The 17,171-nt window shown below is 65.9% G+C and carries 31 protein-coding genes; all 31 read right to left on the bottom strand.

Going from position 1 to position 17,171, the window contains the following annotated elements; genetic code table 11:
• Positions 1-6: 6 nt before the first annotated feature.
• Positions 7-411, bottom strand: a complete 405-nt coding sequence (gene rpsK / locus FDA94_RS04370; protein WP_020542285.1) for a 30S ribosomal protein S11 — start codon at positions 409-411, stop codon at positions 7-9.
• A gap of 37 nt (positions 412-448) precedes the next feature.
• Positions 449-829 carry a 30S ribosomal protein S13 gene (gene rpsM / locus FDA94_RS04365; RefSeq protein ID WP_137245701.1) on the bottom strand — a complete coding sequence of 127 codons (381 nt, stop codon included), beginning with the start codon at positions 827-829 and terminating at the stop codon, positions 449-451.
• A 213-nt stretch (positions 830-1,042) separates the two neighbouring features.
• A complete protein-coding gene (rpmJ, locus tag FDA94_RS04360; RefSeq protein ID WP_003956441.1) occupies positions 1,043-1,156 on the bottom strand; it encodes a 50S ribosomal protein L36 in 114 nt (37 codons plus the stop codon).
• A 15-nt stretch (positions 1,157-1,171) separates the two neighbouring features.
• Positions 1,172-1,393, bottom strand: coding sequence for a translation initiation factor IF-1 (gene infA / locus FDA94_RS04355; protein ID WP_030451477.1), 222 nt, complete (start codon positions 1,391-1,393; stop codon positions 1,172-1,174).
• A 451-nt stretch (positions 1,394-1,844) separates the two neighbouring features.
• Positions 1,845-2,312, bottom strand: coding sequence for a hypothetical protein (locus FDA94_RS04350; RefSeq protein ID WP_170990774.1), 468 nt, complete (start codon positions 2,310-2,312; stop codon positions 1,845-1,847).
• A 128-nt stretch (positions 2,313-2,440) separates the two neighbouring features.
• Positions 2,441-2,884 (bottom strand): DUF1707 SHOCT-like domain-containing protein, encoded by a 444-nt coding sequence (locus FDA94_RS04345; RefSeq protein WP_137245699.1) that lies wholly within the window; start codon positions 2,882-2,884, stop codon positions 2,441-2,443.
• Between the two features lie 31 nt (positions 2,885-2,915).
• Positions 2,916-3,719, bottom strand: a complete 804-nt coding sequence (gene map / locus FDA94_RS04340; protein ID WP_137245698.1) for a type I methionyl aminopeptidase — start codon at positions 3,717-3,719, stop codon at positions 2,916-2,918.
• Between the two features lie 124 nt (positions 3,720-3,843).
• Complete coding sequence (locus tag FDA94_RS04335) at positions 3,844-4,530, bottom strand: adenylate kinase (protein ID WP_137245697.1); 687 nt, start codon at positions 4,528-4,530, stop codon at positions 3,844-3,846.
• On the bottom strand, positions 4,530-5,846 hold the full coding sequence (gene secY, locus FDA94_RS04330; protein ID WP_137245812.1) for a preprotein translocase subunit SecY: 1,317 nt from the start codon (positions 5,844-5,846) through the stop codon (positions 4,530-4,532). Before secY ends, FDA94_RS04335 begins: the two co-directional genes overlap by 1 nt.
• A gap of 215 nt (positions 5,847-6,061) precedes the next feature.
• Positions 6,062-6,517, bottom strand: coding sequence for a 50S ribosomal protein L15 (gene rplO, locus FDA94_RS04325; protein WP_137245696.1), 456 nt, complete (start codon positions 6,515-6,517; stop codon positions 6,062-6,064).
• Between the two features lie 2 nt (positions 6,518-6,519).
• Complete coding sequence (rpmD, locus tag FDA94_RS04320; protein ID WP_030451484.1) at positions 6,520-6,702, bottom strand: 50S ribosomal protein L30; 183 nt, start codon at positions 6,700-6,702, stop codon at positions 6,520-6,522.
• 2 nt (positions 6,703-6,704) lie between these two features.
• On the bottom strand, positions 6,705-7,337 hold the full coding sequence (gene rpsE / locus FDA94_RS04315) for a 30S ribosomal protein S5 (RefSeq protein ID WP_030451485.1): 633 nt from the start codon (positions 7,335-7,337) through the stop codon (positions 6,705-6,707).
• A gap of 37 nt (positions 7,338-7,374) precedes the next feature.
• On the bottom strand, positions 7,375-7,752 hold the full coding sequence (gene rplR / locus FDA94_RS04310; RefSeq protein ID WP_062345048.1) for a 50S ribosomal protein L18: 378 nt from the start codon (positions 7,750-7,752) through the stop codon (positions 7,375-7,377).
• A 2-nt stretch (positions 7,753-7,754) separates the two neighbouring features.
• Positions 7,755-8,297: a 50S ribosomal protein L6 gene (rplF, locus tag FDA94_RS04305; RefSeq protein WP_030451487.1), complete on the bottom strand. Its 543-nt coding sequence runs from the start codon at positions 8,295-8,297 to the stop codon at positions 7,755-7,757.
• 18 nt (positions 8,298-8,315) lie between these two features.
• Positions 8,316-8,714, bottom strand: a complete 399-nt coding sequence (gene rpsH / locus FDA94_RS04300; RefSeq protein ID WP_030451488.1) for a 30S ribosomal protein S8 — start codon at positions 8,712-8,714, stop codon at positions 8,316-8,318.
• 69 nt (positions 8,715-8,783) lie between these two features.
• Positions 8,784-8,969: a type Z 30S ribosomal protein S14 gene (locus FDA94_RS04295; RefSeq protein ID WP_030451489.1), complete on the bottom strand. Its 186-nt coding sequence runs from the start codon at positions 8,967-8,969 to the stop codon at positions 8,784-8,786.
• A 5-nt stretch (positions 8,970-8,974) separates the two neighbouring features.
• Positions 8,975-9,544: a 50S ribosomal protein L5 gene (gene rplE, locus FDA94_RS04290; RefSeq protein WP_030451490.1), complete on the bottom strand. Its 570-nt coding sequence runs from the start codon at positions 9,542-9,544 to the stop codon at positions 8,975-8,977.
• Positions 9,541-9,804, bottom strand: a complete 264-nt coding sequence (gene rplX, locus FDA94_RS04285; protein ID WP_202610623.1) for a 50S ribosomal protein L24 — start codon at positions 9,802-9,804, stop codon at positions 9,541-9,543. Before rplX ends, rplE begins: the two co-directional genes overlap by 4 nt.
• A gap of 9 nt (positions 9,805-9,813) precedes the next feature.
• Positions 9,814-10,182: a 50S ribosomal protein L14 gene (gene rplN / locus FDA94_RS04280; protein WP_030451492.1), complete on the bottom strand. Its 369-nt coding sequence runs from the start codon at positions 10,180-10,182 to the stop codon at positions 9,814-9,816.
• 197 nt (positions 10,183-10,379) lie between these two features.
• Positions 10,380-10,673: a 30S ribosomal protein S17 gene (rpsQ, locus tag FDA94_RS04275; protein ID WP_030451493.1), complete on the bottom strand. Its 294-nt coding sequence runs from the start codon at positions 10,671-10,673 to the stop codon at positions 10,380-10,382.
• A complete protein-coding gene (gene rpmC, locus FDA94_RS04270) occupies positions 10,666-10,902 on the bottom strand; it encodes a 50S ribosomal protein L29 (protein ID WP_030451494.1) in 237 nt (78 codons plus the stop codon). Before rpmC ends, rpsQ begins: the two co-directional genes overlap by 8 nt.
• Positions 10,902-11,321: a 50S ribosomal protein L16 gene (rplP, locus tag FDA94_RS04265; protein WP_030451495.1), complete on the bottom strand. Its 420-nt coding sequence runs from the start codon at positions 11,319-11,321 to the stop codon at positions 10,902-10,904. Before rplP ends, rpmC begins: the two co-directional genes overlap by 1 nt.
• A gap of 2 nt (positions 11,322-11,323) precedes the next feature.
• Positions 11,324-12,175 (bottom strand): 30S ribosomal protein S3, encoded by an 852-nt coding sequence (gene rpsC, locus FDA94_RS04260; RefSeq protein ID WP_030451496.1) that lies wholly within the window; start codon positions 12,173-12,175, stop codon positions 11,324-11,326.
• Positions 12,175-12,528, bottom strand: a complete 354-nt coding sequence (gene rplV, locus FDA94_RS04255) for a 50S ribosomal protein L22 (protein ID WP_030451497.1) — start codon at positions 12,526-12,528, stop codon at positions 12,175-12,177. The genes rpsC and rplV overlap by 1 nt, the downstream gene beginning before the upstream one ends.
• 30 nt (positions 12,529-12,558) lie before the next feature.
• Positions 12,559-12,837 (bottom strand): 30S ribosomal protein S19, encoded by a 279-nt coding sequence (gene rpsS / locus FDA94_RS04250; RefSeq protein WP_030451498.1) that lies wholly within the window; start codon positions 12,835-12,837, stop codon positions 12,559-12,561.
• 11 nt (positions 12,838-12,848) lie between these two features.
• Positions 12,849-13,685, bottom strand: a complete 837-nt coding sequence (rplB, locus tag FDA94_RS04245; RefSeq protein WP_061295236.1) for a 50S ribosomal protein L2 — start codon at positions 13,683-13,685, stop codon at positions 12,849-12,851.
• 190 nt (positions 13,686-13,875) lie between these two features.
• Positions 13,876-14,178, bottom strand: coding sequence for a 50S ribosomal protein L23 (gene rplW / locus FDA94_RS04240; RefSeq protein ID WP_062337777.1), 303 nt, complete (start codon positions 14,176-14,178; stop codon positions 13,876-13,878).
• The gene (gene rplD, locus FDA94_RS04235; RefSeq protein ID WP_137245695.1) at positions 14,178-14,828 is read right to left on the bottom strand and encodes a 50S ribosomal protein L4; all 651 of its coding nucleotides are present in this window, start codon (positions 14,826-14,828) and stop codon (positions 14,178-14,180) included. The genes rplW and rplD overlap by 1 nt, the downstream gene beginning before the upstream one ends.
• Positions 14,825-15,478 (bottom strand): 50S ribosomal protein L3, encoded by a 654-nt coding sequence (gene rplC, locus FDA94_RS04230; protein WP_137245694.1) that lies wholly within the window; start codon positions 15,476-15,478, stop codon positions 14,825-14,827. The genes rplD and rplC overlap by 4 nt, the downstream gene beginning before the upstream one ends.
• Before the next feature lie 14 nt (positions 15,479-15,492).
• Positions 15,493-15,801 (bottom strand): 30S ribosomal protein S10, encoded by a 309-nt coding sequence (gene rpsJ / locus FDA94_RS04225; protein ID WP_012887830.1) that lies wholly within the window; start codon positions 15,799-15,801, stop codon positions 15,493-15,495.
• A 164-nt stretch (positions 15,802-15,965) separates the two neighbouring features.
• The gene (gene tuf / locus FDA94_RS04220; protein ID WP_062345052.1) at positions 15,966-17,159 is read right to left on the bottom strand and encodes an elongation factor Tu; all 1,194 of its coding nucleotides are present in this window, start codon (positions 17,157-17,159) and stop codon (positions 15,966-15,968) included.
• Between the last annotated feature and the right edge of the window lie 12 nt (positions 17,160-17,171).

The following is a 17,171-nucleotide window of genomic DNA, read 5'->3' as shown; positions in this document are numbered from 1 at the left end:
TGGACGTCAGACGCGGCGGCGCTTCGGCGGACGGCAACCGTTGTGCGGGACCGGCGTCACGTCCTGGATGGACCCGACCTCGAGCCCGGTCGCCTGAAGCGAACGGATCGCGGTCTCCCGGCCGGAACCGGGGCCCTTGACGAAGACGTCGACCTTGCGCATGCCGTGCTCCATGGCGCGGCGGGCGGCGTTCTCGGCGGCCATCTGGGCGGCGAAGGGGGTGGACTTACGGGAGCCCTTGAACCCGACGTGGCCGGCGCTGGCCCAGGAGATCACGTTCCCGTTCGGGTCGGTGATCGAAACGATCGTGTTGTTGAACGTGCTCTTGATGTGGGCGTGCCCGTGAGCGACGTTCTTCTTTTCCTTGCGGCGCACCTTCTTGGGTGCGCCCTGGCGGCTCTTCGGCGGCATTTAAGCGCTATCTCCTGAAATGGGCTGCAGCTAAGGACTACTTCTTGCCCGGCTTCTTCTTGCCGGCCACGGTCTTCTTCTTGCCCTTGCGGGTACGCGCGTTCGTCTGCGTCCGCTGACCGTGGACGGGCAGGCCCTTGCGGTGCCGGATGCCCTGGTAGCAGCCGATTTCGATCTTGCGACGAATGTCGGCCTGAACTTCGCGACGGAGGTCACCCTCGATCTTGAAGTTCGCCTCGATGTAGTCACGCATGGGCACGAGCTCGGTGTCAGAGAGCTGGTGCACGCGCAGGTCGCCGGAGACGCCGGTGGCGTCCAGGATTTCGAGCGCGCGGGTACGGCCGATGCCGTAGATGTAGGTGAGAGCGATCTCCAGCCGCTTGTCGCGGGGGAGGTCGACGCCAACCAGGCGAGCCATGGTCGGGCATTCTCCTTCGTTTCGCGGAGGTCCTGCGCCCCACGCCCCTCCCCAATGCCCGGGGTGAGGGCCCCGGCCTCCGACCGGGGGTCTCCCGCGTGGTTCGTCTCCGAAAGAAGACGCCTTCGCGAGTGTGGCGCGCGATTACAGACCCGGCCCCGCACATGCGTCGAGTCCGTCACCGTGGACGGACTCAGCAGGGGCCGGTGGCGACTAGCCCTGACGCTGCTTGTGGCGCAGGTTGTCGCAGATCACCATGACTCGACCGTGCCGGCGGATCACCTTGCACTTGTCACAGATCTTCTTGACGCTCGGCTTGACCTTCATAGTCCTTAATCGTTCCTACTTGTACCGGTAGACGATCCGGCCGCGAGTGAGGTCGTAGGGGCTAAGCTCCACGACGACCCGGTCGTCCGGGAGGATGCGGATGTAGTGCATGCGCATCCTGCCGCTGATGTGGGCCAGGACCTTATGGCCGTTGTCGAGCTGCACCCGGAACATGGCGTTCGGGAGCGACTCGACCACAGTGCCCTCGATCTCGATGGCGCCGTCTTTCTTGGCCAAAAGTTCCTCACGTTTCACTGATGCTCGGTCGTCTGAGGCTTCGGAACACTAATCAGCCGCGACCTTCAGGCGTTCAGAGAGCGGCGGCGGCAAGGCCGCCACGCAAAAGGTCATAGTGAACCGACAAAGGAGTGTACGGCAACCCGGTGCGGAACGCGAAACGATCACACAGAACGGGCCCTCGTACACAACCGCATTCCAGGATAGCGCAAAACCGGGCCCACCCGTCCGGCACCGCCGACATGCCGGATCGGGTGGGCCCGGTGGCTTCGCGCCCGGACGGCCCGCTCAGCCGGGACGTCCGGTGGCCGAGGGACTCCCACCCGGCCGACAAAGATCATCTACCCGGCGACAACCCGGTCAACGAGCCCTTAAGGCAAAGAGTCGGCATGAAACTCAACAGGGCCCGTCCTTGTCAGGACGGGCCCCGCTTTATCAGGTGCCGCACGACTTAGAAGGCGTCGTTCCAGCCACCGCAGTCGTCGAACCGGCTGGTCCCCTCGCAGACCCGGAAGTCCACGTCCTTCACGAAGCCCTTCTTGAAGCCGAAGAACTTGTCGAAGTCGCCGTGGCCGAAGGACCGGTTCTTGAACCACTTCGTGTGGCTCTTGCCGAAGCGGTCGGTGTAGCGGTACCAGACGTACGACCACTGGCGGTCGCGGTCGGTGTCGAAGAGGTCGCCGTAGAACCAGTACTGGTTGCCGCTCTTGGTCCAGTAGCCCTTGAAGTAGGAGCGGTGGCTCTTCTCGAACTTGTCGCCCCAGTGCGAGAAGTAGGGGCCGAAGAAGTGCTTGGACGAGGCGGCCGCCGCGGAGCCCGTCGACGCGGTGGCGCCGGCGGTCGCGGGGGCGGCCACGGCGCCGGCCATGAGACCGGCGGCGAGGGCGGTGCCGGCGAGAACGCGGGGGAGCTTGCGCATTTGTCTGTCCTCCAGTGAGACCTTCCGGGGATGCTGCTCATCTCCGGACACCGCTCACATTAGGAAGACGCAACCTGTTGTTCTGTGGACGAATGCACACTCAATGCCGAGCGTGCACAACGGCACATTCAGGAGCCCAATTCGCGCTTTTTCCCGTCGTTCTGACTTTGGGCGAGCGTCGCGATGAGCAGCCCGATCCCCCAGGGCCCCATCACCCACAGCGGCCAGGGATAGATCAGCTCTCCGCCCGTCAGCACGATGACCAGCCAGACGCCCCAGTTCACCAGGGAGACGAAGGCCCAGCCGGCCCAGGCCCCCTTCAGGTTCCCCGACACCGGCGCGGCCTGCGGTTTCATCGGCTCAGGACGCGCGGGGAGGTTCTTCAGGTCGATGTCCGGCAGGTCTCGCGTGAGCACCCGGAGTTCGCCGAATGTCTTGGCGGCATAGGCCGCCTCCAGGCGCTCGCCGAACTCCTCGGCGTTCAGGCGGCCGACGACCATGTGCTCCCGAAGCGCGGCCGCGACCTTCTCGCGGTCGGCGTCAGAGGCGCGCATCTCCGGACTGAATGCCATGGCCGAACCTCCAAATGCGTCTTTTTACCAATTATGTAGTGGCAAGCCGTTCTTTGCCGCCGTCGAGAGCCGTCAGAACGAGCGGGCCTTCCGCAGTGACCGCCACGCTGTGCTCGAAATGCGCCGACGCCTTGCCGTCCTGGGTGACGACCGTCCAGTCGTCGGCCAGCACGCGGGTCTGGTCGGTGCCGAGATTGACCATCGGCTCGATCGCCAGGCACATGCCGGCCTCCAGTTTCGGCCCCCTGCCGGGCTTGCCGTGGTTGGCCACCCACGGGTCCATGTGCATCTCGGTGCCGATGCCGTGGCCGCCGTACTCCTGGGGGATGCCGTAGCGGCCCTGGGAGCGTACGTAACGCTCGACCTGGTGGCCGATGTCCGACAGGTGGGCGCCGACCTTCAGGGCCCGGATACCGGCCCACATCGACTCCTCGGTGACCCGGATCAGCTCCAGCAGCTTCGGGTCGACCTCCCCCACCGGGACGGTGACGGCCGAGTCGCCGTGCCAGCCGTCGAGGATGGCCCCGCAGTCGATCGAGATGATGTCGCCGTCGCGCAGCGGCCGCGCGTCGGTCGGGATGCCGTGGACGACCTCCTGGTTGACCGACGCGCAGATCGTCGCCGGAAAGCCCTGGTAGCCCTTGAAGGACGGGATCGCGCCCTCGTCCCTGATCGCCTTCTCGGCGATGGCGTCGAGGTCGAGCGGCGTCATGCCCGGCTCGACCGACCGCCTCAGCAGATCGAGCGTGCGCCCCACGACGAGGCCGGCCGCGCGCATCTTGGCGATCTGCTCGGCCGACTTGATCTGAATCCCGTGTTTGTTCTTCCGAAACATCCCGTAGGCACCCCTTGGGTGGATCATCTTTCAGGGGCATATGCCCGATTCAATACATTGTCCCCTACATGCGGAACGCCACCCCACGTATTCCGTGAGGTGGCGTTCCGGTGGGTCTTGCGGTCTAGCTCTCGTCGCCTTCGGCGTCGTCGACGTGCTCGTGGTTGAACTTGCGCAGTTCACCCATCGCGCGGCCGGTGACCTCTTCGACCGGGCCGGTCGCGTCGACGCCCCGCAGGATGCCCTCGTCGGCGTAGAAGTTGATCAGAGGCGACGTCTGCTCCTGGTAGACCTCCAGGCGGTGCCTGATGGTCTCCTCACGGTCGTCGTCACGCTGGAACAACTCGCCGCCGCAGGCGTCGCAGACGCCTTCCTTCTTGGGCGGGTCGAAGTCGACGTGCCAGACCTTGCCACACGAGCGGCAGGTGCGGCGACCGGCGAGGCGGCGGACCACCTCGTCGTCGTCGACCACGAGTTCCAGCACCAGGTCGAGCCCGGAGCCCAGGTCAGCCAGCATCTTCTTGAGGACCTCGGCCTGCGCCACGTTCCGCGGGAACCCGTCGAGCAGGAAACCGTCCTGCGCGTCGTCTTCCGCGAGGCGACCGCGGACCATCGCGATCGTGACCTCGTCGGGAACCAGGTCCCCGCGGTCCATGTAGGTCTTGGCCAGCTTTCCGAGCTCCGTGCCACCCGACACGTTGGCGCGGAAAATGTCACCTGTCGAGATTTTCGGGATCGACAGATGTGATGCGATGAACTGGGCCTGCGTCCCCTTGCCCGCTCCGGGGGGCCCGACCAGGACGAGACGCACTATCTCAGGAAGCCCTCGTAGTTGCGCTGCTGGAGCTGGCTCTCGATCTGCTTCACCGTGTCGAGACCGACACCCACCATGATCAGAATGCTCGTTCCTCCGAACGGGAAGTTCTGGGTCGCGCCGGCCAGCGTGAGGGCGAAGATCGGAACCATGGAGATCAGGCCCAGATACAGCGACCCCGGTGCGGTCAACCGGGTGAGCACGTAGTTCAGGTACTCGGCGGTCGGCCGGCCCGGACGAATGCCCGGAATGAACCCACCGTACTTCTTCATGTTGTCGGCGACTTCAACGGGGTTGAAGGTGATGGACACGTAGAAGTACGTGAAGAACACGATCAGGAGGAAGAAGGTCGCCATGTAGATCGGGGTGTCGCCGGAACCGAAGTTCTGCGCGATCCACTCGACCACGACGTTGCTCTCCTGGCTGTTGGCGAACAGCGTGACCAGCAGCTGAGGCAGGTAGAGCAGCGAGGAGGCGAAGATGACCGGGATGATGCCGGCCTGGTTGACCTTCAGCGGGATGTAGGTCGAGGTGCCGCCGTACATCCGGCGGCCGACCATGCGCTTGGCGTACTGCACCGGGATGCGGCGCTGCGCCTGCTCCACGAACACGACCGCGGCGATCATGAAGATGCCGACGATCATGACGATCGTGAAGGTGAAGGCGCCCTTCTGCCGGAAGATGTTCATCAGTTCCGACGGGAAGACCGCGATGATCTGAGTGAAGATCAGAATCGACATGCCGTTGCCGACGCCGCGGTCGGTGATGAGCTCACCGAGCCACATGATGACGGCCGTACCCGCGGTCATCGTGACGACCATCACCACGACGGTGAAGATGTCGTCGTTGAGCAGGATCGGGAGATCGTTGGCGGAGGTGCCGAACAGCTGTCCGGACCGGGCCAGTGCGACGAAGGCCGTCGACTGGAGAACCGCCAGGCCGATGGTGAGATACCGGGTGTACTGTGTGATCTTCGCAGTGCCCGCCTGGCCCTCCTTCTTGAGGGCTTCGAGGCGGGGGATCACGACAGTCAGCAGCTGCAGGATGATGCTGGCCGTGATGTAGGGCATGATGCCCAGCGCGAAAACTGAAAGCTTCAGCAACGCGCCGCCACTGAAGAGCTGGACCATCCCGTAGATGCTGCTGAGTTCGCTAGATTGAGCCGCTTCCAGAGCCTTACGGGCGTTCTCCGTGTTCACACCGGGCGTCGGCAGCACCGAGCCCAGGCGGAAGATCACAATGATACCCAGGGTGAAAAGCAGCTTCTTGCGCAGGTCCGGCGTCCGGAATGCCCGGGTAAGAGCGGTTAGCACGGTCCCTCCTGCGCGCCAGAGACGCGGTAACGGTGAGCGATGGTGCGGGGGTCGTCCATCGGCAGGTCTTCTTGCGGGTCTTACCAAAACAGCGGGTCTTACAAATGACAAACGAGCGTTTTGACAGTGAGACTCGGCTAACTGTCCAGCGAACTCTAACGCACTACGGGCGCGGAGGCTCATAACGAGCCCCCGCGCCTCGTGATGCGTGAGGCCTACAGCTCCGTGGTGGAGCCGCCGGCCGCGGCGATCTTCTCCTTGGCGCTGGCGGAGAAGGCGTGCGCCTGCACGTTCAACGCCACGGAGATGTCGCCGGTTCCGAGAACCTTGACCAGTTCGTTCTTCCGGACCAGACCGTTCGCCACCAGGTCGGCGACGGTCACGTCGCCACCGGAGGAGAAGACCTCGCCCAGCTTGTCAAGGTTGACGACCTGGTAGGTCGTCTTGAACAGGGAGTTGGAGAAGCCCTTCAGCTTCGGCAGCCGCCGCTGGAGCGGAACCTGGCCACCTTCGAAGCCGAGAGGCACGGTGGTACGCGAGTGGGAACCCTTCGTACCACGACCGGACGTCTTGCCCTTGGAGCCCTCACCACGGCCCTTGCGGACCTTGGCCTTGTTGGCACCCGGGGCGGGACGCAGGTCATGAATCTTCAGCGGTGCGTTCTCAGTCATGACTAGTCGACCTCTTCAACCTCGACGAGGTGCGTCACGACGGCGACCATCCCGCGGATCTCGGGACGGTCCTCCTTCACGACGACGTCGCCGATTCGCTTCAGGCCAAGCGAACGCAGCGAGTCACGCTGGTTCTGCTTGCCGCCGATCTTGGACCGGGTCTGCGTGATCTTCAGGCGGGCCATGGTCAGCTCCCCGCCTTCGCAGCGGCCGCAGCCTCGGCGAGACCCTCGGCGCGCGCCTTGAGCATCGCCTTGGGGGCGACGTCCTCGATCGGCAGACCACGACGGGCGGCGATCTCCTCGGGGCGCGAGAGGCCCTTCAGAGCCGCCACGGTGGCGTGCACGATGTTGATCGGGTTGTCCGAGCCGAGCGACTTGGACAGCACGTCGTGGATCCCGGCGCACTCCAGGACCGCGCGCACCGGGCCACCCGCGATGACACCGGTACCGGGCGAGGCCGGACGCAGGAGGACGACGCCGGCGGCGTCCTCGCCCTGCACGGTGTGCGGGATGGTGCCCTGGATGCGCGGCACCTTGAAGAAGTGCTTCTTGGCCTCTTCGACACCCTTGGCGATCGCCGCGGGCACCTCCTTGGCCTTGCCGTAGCCGACCCCGACGAGGCCGTTGCCGTCGCCGACGATGACCAGCGCGGTGAAGCTGAAGCGCCGACCACCCTTGACGACCTTGGCCACGCGGTTGATCTTCACGACGCGCTCGATGTACGAGACGCCCTTCTCCTGGGCGCCACCGCGGCGATCGTCACGACGTTCCCGCCGCTCGCCACCGCCGCCGGCACCCCGACGCGGAGCTCCAGCCATCAGTGGTTCCTCTTCTCATTGCTCATAGGACGGGTCATCAGAAGCTCAACCCGCCTTCACGGGCGCTGTCCGCCAGGGCCGCGATGCGACCCGCGTAGCGGTTGCCACCACGGTCGAAGACGACCGAAGTGATCCCGGCGTCCTTGGCCCGCTGAGCGAGAAGCTCGCCGACCTTCTTCGCCTTCTCGGTCTTGTCGGCCTCAAGGGAACGAAGCGAGGAGTCCATGGTGGACGCGCTCACGATCGTGTGACCCTTGCCGTCGTCGACGATCTGCACGAACAGGTGCCGCGCGGACCGGTTCACGACCAGGCGCGGACGCTCCAGCGTGCCGACGACGTTCTTCCGCACGCGGCGGTGGCGGCGGGCTCGCGAAATGGCGCGAGCGGCGCTGTGCTTGCCGTACTTCGCAGCCATGACTACTTACCAGCCTTTCCGACCTTCTTGCGGACGACTTCGCCCTGGTAGCGCACGCCCTTGCCCTTGTACGGGTCAGGCTTGCGCAGCTTGCGGATGTTGGCCGAGACCTCGCCGACCTTCTGCTTGTCGATCCCGTCCACGTGGAACAGGGTCGGCTTCTCGACGCGGAAGGAGATGCCCTCCGGCGCGTCGACGATCACCGGGTGGCTGAACCCGAGCGAGAACTCGAGCTGCGTCGGGCCCTTGGCCTGAACGCGGTAGCCGACGCCGACGATCTCCAACGTCTTCGAGTAACCCGCGGTCACACCGGTCACCATGTTGGCGATCAGGGTGCGGGACAGGCCGTGCAGCGCACGGACCTTGTTCTCGTCGTTGGGACGGGTGACGGCGAGATTGCCGTCGTCACCGCGCGAAACCTCAATGGGCTCGGCGACGGTGTGAGAAAGCGTGCCCTTCGGGCCCTTGACCTGGACACTCCGGCCGTCGATCGTGATGTCGACACCGCTCGGTACAGGGATGGGCAGCCGTCCGATTCGCGACATGCTGTGGTTCCTCCCCTCTTACCAGACGTAGGCGAGGACTTCCCCGCCCACTCCGCGCTTGCCGGCCTGCTTGTCGGTCATCAGGCCGCCGGACGTCGAGATGATCGCGACGCCCAGCCCGCCCAGGACTCGGGGCAGGTTGTCCTTCTTGGCGTAAACCCGCAGACCGGGCTTCGAAACCCGGCGGATGCCGGCGAGCGAACGCTCACGGCTCGGGCCGAACTTCAGCTCCACCACGAGGTTCTTGCCAACCTTGGCGTCTTCGACGCTCCAGGACTGGATGTAACCCTCCTGCTGGAGGATCTCGGCGATGTGCGCCTTGATCTTCGAGTACGGCATGGTCACGGTGTCGTGATACGCCGAGTTCGCGTTACGCAGACGCGTCAGCATGTCTGCGATCGGGTCGGTCATCGTCATGATCGATGGCCCTCCTCGCCGCGGTTTCCCAAGAATGAAGGGGACCTACGGCGTAGTGATGCTCTGGAATTACCAGCTGGACTTGGTGATGCCGGGCAGCTCGCCCCGGTGCGCCATCTCACGGAAGCACACGCGGCACAGGCCGAACTTGCGGTAGACGGCGCGCGGACGGCCGCAGCGCGAACAACGAGTGTACGCCCGGACCTCGAACTTCTGCTTGCGGGCCGCCTTGACCTTCAGTGACGTCTTCGCCATTTGGATCAGGCCTCCTTGAACGGGAACCCGAGCAGCTTCAGCAGCGCGCGGCCCTCGTCGTCTGTGCGGGCGGTCGTGACGACCGTGATGTCCATACCGCGCTGCCGGTCGACCTTGTCCTGGTCGATCTCGTGGAACATGACCTGCTCGGTGAGACCGAAGGTGTAGTTGCCGTGCCCGTCGAACTGCTTGGGCGACAGACCACGGAAGTCGCGGATACGCGGCAGGGCCAGCGACAGCAGGCGGTCGAGGAACTCCCACATGCGGTCGCCGCGCAGCGTGACGTGCGCGCCGATCGGCATGCCCTCACGCAGCTTGAACTGCGCGATGGACTTGCGGGCGCGGACGACGGCCGGCTTCTGTCCGGTGATGGCGGTGAGGTCGCGAACCGCGCCCTCGATCAGCTTGGAGTCGCGAGCGGCCTCGCCGACACCCATGTTCACCTTGATCTTGGTGAGACCCGGGGTCAGCATGACGTTCTCGATGCCGAACTGCTCGCGCAGCTGGGCCGCGATCTCCTCGCGGTACTTCTGCTTGAGACGGGGGGTCACCCGCTCAGCGGTCTGGGCAGTCACTTGGCGTCCTCGTCCTTCGGCTTCTCGTCATCCTTGAGCTTCTTGACGTTGCTCACGTGGATGGGGGCCTCCAGGGTGGTGACGCCGCCTTCCTTGGCGCCGCGGGGACCCTGGTTGGTCTCCTTCGAGTGCTTCTTGATCATGTTCACGCCGGCGACGATCACTCGATCCTCGGTCGGCAGCGCGGCGATGACCCGGCCCTTGGCGCCCTTGTCCTTGCCCGCGATGACCTGAACCAGGTCACCCTTCTTCACGTGCAGCTTCCCCATTTAGAGCACCTCCGGCGCCAGCGAGATGATGCGCATGAACTTCTTGTCACGCAGCTCGCGGCCGACCGGGCCGAAAATACGCGTGCCCCGGGGGTCGCCACTGTCCTTGATGATGACCGCGGCGTTCTCGTCGAACTTGATGTACGACCCGTCCTGACGGCGACGCTCCTTGACGGTGCGGACGATGACGGCCTTGACGACGTCACCCTTCTTCACACCGCCGCCGGGGATCGCGTCCTTGACGGTGGCGACGATGATGTCGCCGATCCCGGCGTAGCGACGCCCAGAGCCACCGAGAACGCGGATGCAGAGGATCTCCTTGGCACCCGTGTTGTCGGCGACCTTGAGTCGCGACTCCTGCTGAATCACAGCTGAACTCCTGATGTGTCGTGCCGGTTCTCGGGGCGGGCCCCGAGCCTGGCCGAACCTACATGTCTTGTCCCTCGGCGCCAGCCAGCAAGCTGACCGCCGCCGCGGGCGAGTCTCCGGACGTGCCGGAGGCTCCTTGGACACCGTCATGGGGGCCGGGCCGAAGCACGGCCCCCACGAGGCGCGATCGCGTTATGTTACTTGGCCCGCTCGAGGATCTCGACCACGCGCCAGCGCTTGGTCGCCGACAGCGGCCGGGTCTCCATGAGGAGGACACGGTCGCCGACGCCGGCGGTGTTCTCCTCGTCGTGGGCCTTGTACTTGGTCGTACGGCGGATGACCTTGCCGTACAGCGGGTGCTTCACGCGGTCCTCGACGGCGACGACGACGGTCTTGTCCATCTTGTCGCTGACGACCAGGCCCTCACGGGTCTTGCGGTAGTTCCGCGCGGTCTTCTCGGTGGTCTCGACGTTCTCAGTTGTTTCAGCCATCGCTCGGCTCCTTCTCGACCGTGACGATTCCAAGCTCGCGCTCGCGCATCACGGTGTAGATACGGGCGATCTCGCGGCGGACGGCGCGCAGCCGCCCGTGGCTCTCCAACTGACCGGTCGCAGCCTGGAAGCGGAGGTTGAACAGCTCCTCCTTCGCCTCCTTGAGCTTCTGGACGAGCACCTCCCCGTCCTCCACGCGCAGCTCACCGGCGGTCAGGCCCTTAGCCATCACGCCTCACCCACTTCACGCTTGACGAACCGGCACTTCATGGGCAGCTTGTGCATCGCGCGGCGCATCGCCTCACGGGCGATGGGCTCGGCGACACCCGACAGCTCGAACATGACGCGACCGGGCTTGACGTTGGCGATCCACCACTCGGGCGAACCCTTACCGGAACCCATTCGCGTTTCCGCGGGCTTCTTGGTGAGGGGACGGTCGGGGTAGATGTTGATCCACACCTTGCCGCCACGGCGGATGTGCCGGGTCATGGCGATACGAGCCGACTCGATCTGACGGTTGGTCACGTAGGAGTGCTCAAGCGCCTGAATGCCGAACTCGCCGAACACGACCCGGGTGCCGCCCTTGGCGGCTCCGCTGCGGTCAGGCCGGTGCTGCTTGCGGTGCTTGACCCTGCGCGGGATCAGCATGGTCAGCTCCCTTCAGCACCCGGCTGCTCCGCCGGGCCGGTCTCGGGGGCGGCCTGGGCGGCCGCCTCATTGCGGGGGGCGCGGTCGCCACGACCGGCACCGGCGCCACGGCGCGGACGGTCGCCGCCACCACGACGGGGACGCTCGGCGCCGCCGCCACGACGGTCGTTGTCGCGACGCTGGCCACCGGCGCGGGCGCCGGCAGCGGCCGCCTCACGCTCGGCGCGGCTGGTCGGGGCCTCGCCCTTGTAGATCCAGACCTTCACGCCGATGCGGCCGAAGGTCGTCTTGGCCTCGTAGAAGCCGTAGTCGATGTCGGCGCGGAGCGTGTGCAGGGGCACGCGGCCCTCGCGGTAGAACTCCGAACGCGACATCTCCGCGCCGCCCAGACGACCCGAGCACGCGACCCGGATGCCCTTGGCGCCGCTCTTCATCGCCGACTGCATCGCCTTGCGCATGGCGCGGCGGAACGAGACACGGCTGGAGAGCTGCTCGGCCACGCCCTGCGCGACGAGCTGCGCGTCGATCTCGGGGTTCTTGACCTCGAGGATGTTGAGCTGAACCTGCTTCTTGGTCAGCTTCTCCAGGTCGCCGCGGATGCGGTCGGCCTCCGCACCACGACGGCCGATGACGATGCCCGGCCGGGCGGTGTGGATGTCGACCTGGACGCGGTCGGTCGTGCGCTCGATCTCGACCTTGGAAATGCCGGCCCGCTCCATGCCCTTCTGCAGCATGCGGCGGATCGCCACGTCCTCGGCGACGTACGACTTGTAGAGCTTGTCGGCGTACCACCGGCTCTTGAAGTCGGTCGTGATGCCGAGGCGGAACCCGTGCGGGTTAACCTTCTGACCCACTAGCGGGCCCTCCCCTTCGGCTCGCGGGACTCCACGATCACGGTGATGTGGCTGGTCCGCTTGTTGATCCGATAGGCGCGACCCTGGGCGCGGGGGCGGAACCGCTTGAGCGTCGGGCCCTCATCGACCCACGCGCGGCTCACGACCAGCGTCTCGCGGTCGAGCTTGAAGTTGTGCTCCGCGTTCGCGATCGCGGACGAGAGGACCTTGTAAACGGTCTCGCTCGCCGCCTGCGGCGCGAACTGCAGCACGGCCTGCGCCTCCGAAGCGCCCAGGCCGCGAATGAGGTCCACCACGCGGCGGGCCTTCCGGGGCGTGTGGCGCGCGTACCGCGCCTGTGCCCTGGCTTCCATCGCTGTCTCCTATTGCTTTTCGAAGGACGCTTACCGCCGGCTGCGGCGGTCTTCCTTGACGTGGCTGCGGAAGGTCCGCGTGGGCGCGAACTCGCCGAGCTTGTGGCCGATCATCGACTCGGTGACGAACACCGGGACGTGCTTGCGGCCGTCGTGGACGGCGATCGTGTGGCCGAGCATGTCGGGCACGATCATGGAGCGCCGCGACCACGTCTTGATGACGTTCTTGGTGCCCTTCTCGTTCTGGGCGTCCACCTTCTTCTGAAGGTGGTCGTCCACGAAGGGACCCTTCTTAAGGCTACGTGGCATTTCGGCTGCTCCTACCGCTTCTTCCTCTTGCTCCGACGCCGGATGATCAGGCGGTCGCTGGCCTTGTTGGCCTGGCGGGTGCGGCCCTCGGGCTTGCCCTTCGGGTTCACCGGGTGGCGACCACCGGAGGTCTTGCCCTCGCCACCGCCGTGCGGGTGGTCGACCGGGTTCATGGCGACACCACGGACGGTCGGGCGCTTGCCCTTCCACCGCATACGGCCGGCCTTACCCCAGTTGATGTTGGCCTGCTCGGCGTTGCCGACCTGGCCGATCGACGCCCGGCAGCGGATGTCGACCTGGCGCATCTCGCCGGACGGCATACGCAGCGTGGCGTACATGCCCTCCTTGGCGAGGAGCTGGATCTGCGCGCCGGCGCTGCGGCCGAGCTTGGCGCCACCACCCGGACGGAGCTCCACCGCGTGGATGAAGGTACCGGTCGGGATGTTGCGGAGCGGCAGGCAGTTGCCCGGCTTGATGTCGGCCCCGGGGCCGTTCTCGATGCGGTCCCCCTGCTTGATGCCGGTCGGCGCGAGGATGTAGCGCTTCTCGCCGTCGGCGTAGTGCAGCAGAGCGATGCGGGAGGTGCGGTTCGGGTCGTACTCGATGTGAGCGACCTTGGCCGGGATCCCGTCCTTGTCGTGGCGTCGGAAGTCGATGATCCGGTACGCCCGCTTGTGGCCGCCACCCTGGTGCCGGGCGGTGACCCGCCCGTGGACGTTACGGCCGCCCTTGCTGTGCAGGGGGGCAAGCAGCGACTTCTCGGGCGTGCTGCGCGTGATCTCGGCGAAGTCCGAGACGCTCGCGCCGCGTCGACCCGGGGTCGTCGGCTTGTATTTACGGATGCCCATCTTTTTCGTTCATCCCTGTCTAATTGCCGCGCCTTCGGCGCGGCGGGTTTGACCGCTTTCAGTCCGCGTCTTCCCTCGTCGCTTCGGGTCGCTTCGCTCCCCTGCGCTCCTCAGTCCAGACACGGACGCGGCCAAACCACCCCTACGTTGGCCTACCGCCACGAGCACGGTAGGCCGGTTTACCTATCAATCAGCCGATCTGGCCGAAGATGTCGATGCGCTCGCCCTCCGCAAGGCTGACGATCGCGCGCTTGGTACCCGGACGCTGGCCGTAGCCGAAGCGGGTCCGCTTGCGCTTGCCCTGGCGGTTGATGGTGTTGACGCCGGTGACCTTCACACCGAAGATCTGCTCGATGGCGATCTTCACCTGCGTCTTGTTCACACCCTGCTTGACCAGGAACGTGTACTTGTTGTGCTCGTCGATCAGGCCGTAGCTCTTCTCAGAGACGATCGGCTTGATGATGATGTCGCGCGGGTCGGTGATCTTGTCCATCAGGCGTCTTCCTTCCCGCTCTTCTCCAGGCGGGCCACGACCTCGTCGTAGGCCTCCTTGGTGAAGACGACGGCGTCGCTGCACAGCACGTCGTACGTGTTGAGCTGGCCGGCGTCCAGGAGGTGGACCTCCGGGGCGTTGCGCAGGCTCAGCCAGGTGAGCTCGTCGTGCTCGGTGACGACCACGAGCACGCTGCGCGAGCCGGTGATCTTACGGAGCGCCTCGAGAGCGGTCTTGGTCTTCGGCGTGTCGCCGGTGACCAGGGAGCTCACGACGTGGACGAGGTTGCCGCCGGCCCGGTCGGACAGGGCCTGGCGCAGGGCCGCGGCCTTCATCTTCTTGGGCGTGCGCTGCTCGTACGAGCGCGGCTGCGGGCCGTGCACGGTGCCACCGCCGGTGAACTGCGGCGCGCGGGTCGAACCCTGACGGGCCCGGCCGGTGCCCTTCTGGCGGTACGGCTTCTTGCCACCGCCGGACACCTCGCCGCGGGTCTTGGTGGCGTGGGTGCCCTGGCGGCGAGCCGCCAGCTGGGCCACGACGACCTGGTGGATCAGCGGCACGTTGACCTTGGCGCCGAAGATGCTCTCGGGCAGGTCGATCGAGTCGCCGGTCTTGGCGCCGCTCGCGTCGAGGACGTCAATGGTGCTCACTTGGCAGCCCCCTTCTTGGCAGCGGTGCGGATGAGGACCAGGCTGCCGTTCGCGCCGGGGATCGCACCCTTGATCAGGATGAGGCCCTTCTCGGCGTCGACGGCGTGCACCTTCAGGCTCTGGATGGTGGTGCGGACGTTGCCCATCCGACCGGCCATGCGCAGGCCCTTGAAGACGCGGCCCGGGGTGGCGCAGCCACCGATGGAGCCGGGCGAGCGGTGCTTGCGCTGGGTACCGTGCGAGGCGCCCAGGCCCTTGAAGCCGTGACGCTTCATGACACCCGCGAAGCCCTTGCCCTTGCTCTTACCGGTGACGTCGACGAACTGGCCGGCCTCGAAGGTGCCGGCGGTGACTTCCTGGCCGAGCGTGTACTCGGAGGCGTCGTCGGTGCGGACCTCGACGAAGTAGCGGCGCGGCGTGATGTCGTGCTTGCGCAGGTAGTCGCCCAGGGGCTTGTTCACCTTGCGCGGGTCGATCTGGCCGAAGCCGAGCTGAACGGCGGAGTAGCCGTCGCGCTCCGGAGTGCGGACCCGGGTCACCACGCACGGACCGGCCTCCACGACGGTGACCGGGACGATCCGGTTGCCCTCGTCGAAGACCTGGGTCATGCCGAGCTTCTTGCCCAGGACGCCCTTGATCTGGTTAGCCATGTCAGTGCGTTCCCTCAGAGCTTGATCGAGATGTCGACGCCGGCAGGCAGGTCGAGCCGCATGAGCGAGTCGACGGTCTTGGGCGTCGGGTCGATGATGTCAATCAGCCGCTTGTGCGTACGCATCTCAAAGTGCTCGCGGCTGTCCTTGTACTTGTGCGGCGAACGGATCACGCAGTACACGTTCTTCTCGGTCGGCAGGGGCACCGGGCCCGCGACCTTGGCGCCCGTACGCGTCACCGTCTCGACGATCTTCTTGGCCGAGCTGTCGATGACCTCGTGGTCATAGGCCTTGAGCCGAATGCGGATCTTCTGTCCCGCCATAATGGCCTCGGTGTCCTTCGCTGTCGTCTGAACAAGTAACGTGCGGCAGGTTGCCGCTATATGTCCGTGATCCGGCAGTCACTTCGGAGACCCGAAGCGGCTGCGGGATCACGGCGGGTGAAGCAATGTGATGGCCGGGCCCGTGGGGACCCGGCCATCGGGTACTACTTGATGATCTTGACCACGTTGCCGGCGCCGACCGTACGGCCACCCTCACGGATGGCGAACTTGAGGCCGTCCTCCATGGCGATGGGCTGGATCAGCTGGACGGTCATCTCGGTGTTGTCACCGGGCATGACCATCTCGGTGCCCTCGGGCAGGTTCACAACACCGGTCACGTCAGTCGTACGGAAGTAGAACTGCGGACGGTAGTTGTTGAAGAACGGCGTGTGGCGGCCGCCCTCGTCCTTGCTCAGGATGTAGACCTGGGCCTCGAACTCGGTGTGCGGGGTGGTCGTGCCCGGCTTGATGATGCACTGGCCGCGCTCGACGTCCTCGCGCTTGATGCCGCGGAGGAGCAGACCGACGTTGTCACCGGCCTGGCCCTCGTCGAGGAGCTTGCGGAACATCTCGACACCGGTGACGGTGGTCGTGGTGCTCTTCTCCTTGATGCCGATGATGTCGACGGTCTCGTTGACCTTGACGACACCACGCTCGATACGACCGGTCACGACGGTGCCACGACCGGTGATCGAGAAGACGTCCTCGATCGGCATCAGGAACGGCTTGTCGATCGCGCGGGTGGGCTCCGGCACGTTCTCGTCGACGGCGGTCATGAGCTCGATGATCGAGTCGCCCCACTTCTCGTCGCCCTCGAGCGCCTTGAGCGCCGAGACGCGGACGACGGGCAGGTCGTCACCGGGGAACTCCTGAGCCGAGAGGAGCTCGCGAACCTCGAGCTCGACGAGCTCCAGGATCTCCTCGTCGTCCACCATGTCGGCCTTGTTCAGGGCGACGACGATGTAGGGGACGCCGACCTGGCGGGCCAGGAGGACGTGCTCCTTCGTCTGCGGCATGGGGCCGTCAGTCGCGGCGACCACCAGGATGGCGCCGTCCATCTGCGCCGCACCGGTGATCATGTTCTTGACGTAGTCGGCGTGACCAGGGCAGTCGACGTGCGCGTAGTGGCGCTTCTCCGTCTGGTACTCGACGTGGGCGATCGAGATGGTGATCCCGCGGGCCTTCTCCTCGGGCGCCTTGTCGATCTTGTCGAACGGGGTCGCCTCGTTGATCTGCGGGAAACGGTCGTGAAGCACCTTGGTGATCGCCGCGGTCAGAGTCGTCTTGCCGTGGTCGATGTGCCCAATGGTGCCGATGTTCACGTGCGGCTTGTTCCGCTCGAACTTGGCCTTGGCCACTGGTCTGTCTCC

It is taken from the genome of Herbidospora galbida (genome assembly GCF_005233835.1).
Taxonomy (GTDB): Bacteria; Actinomycetota; Actinomycetes; order Streptosporangiales; family Streptosporangiaceae; genus Herbidospora; species Herbidospora galbida.
This window is presented reverse-complemented; position numbering and strand designations above follow the sequence as displayed.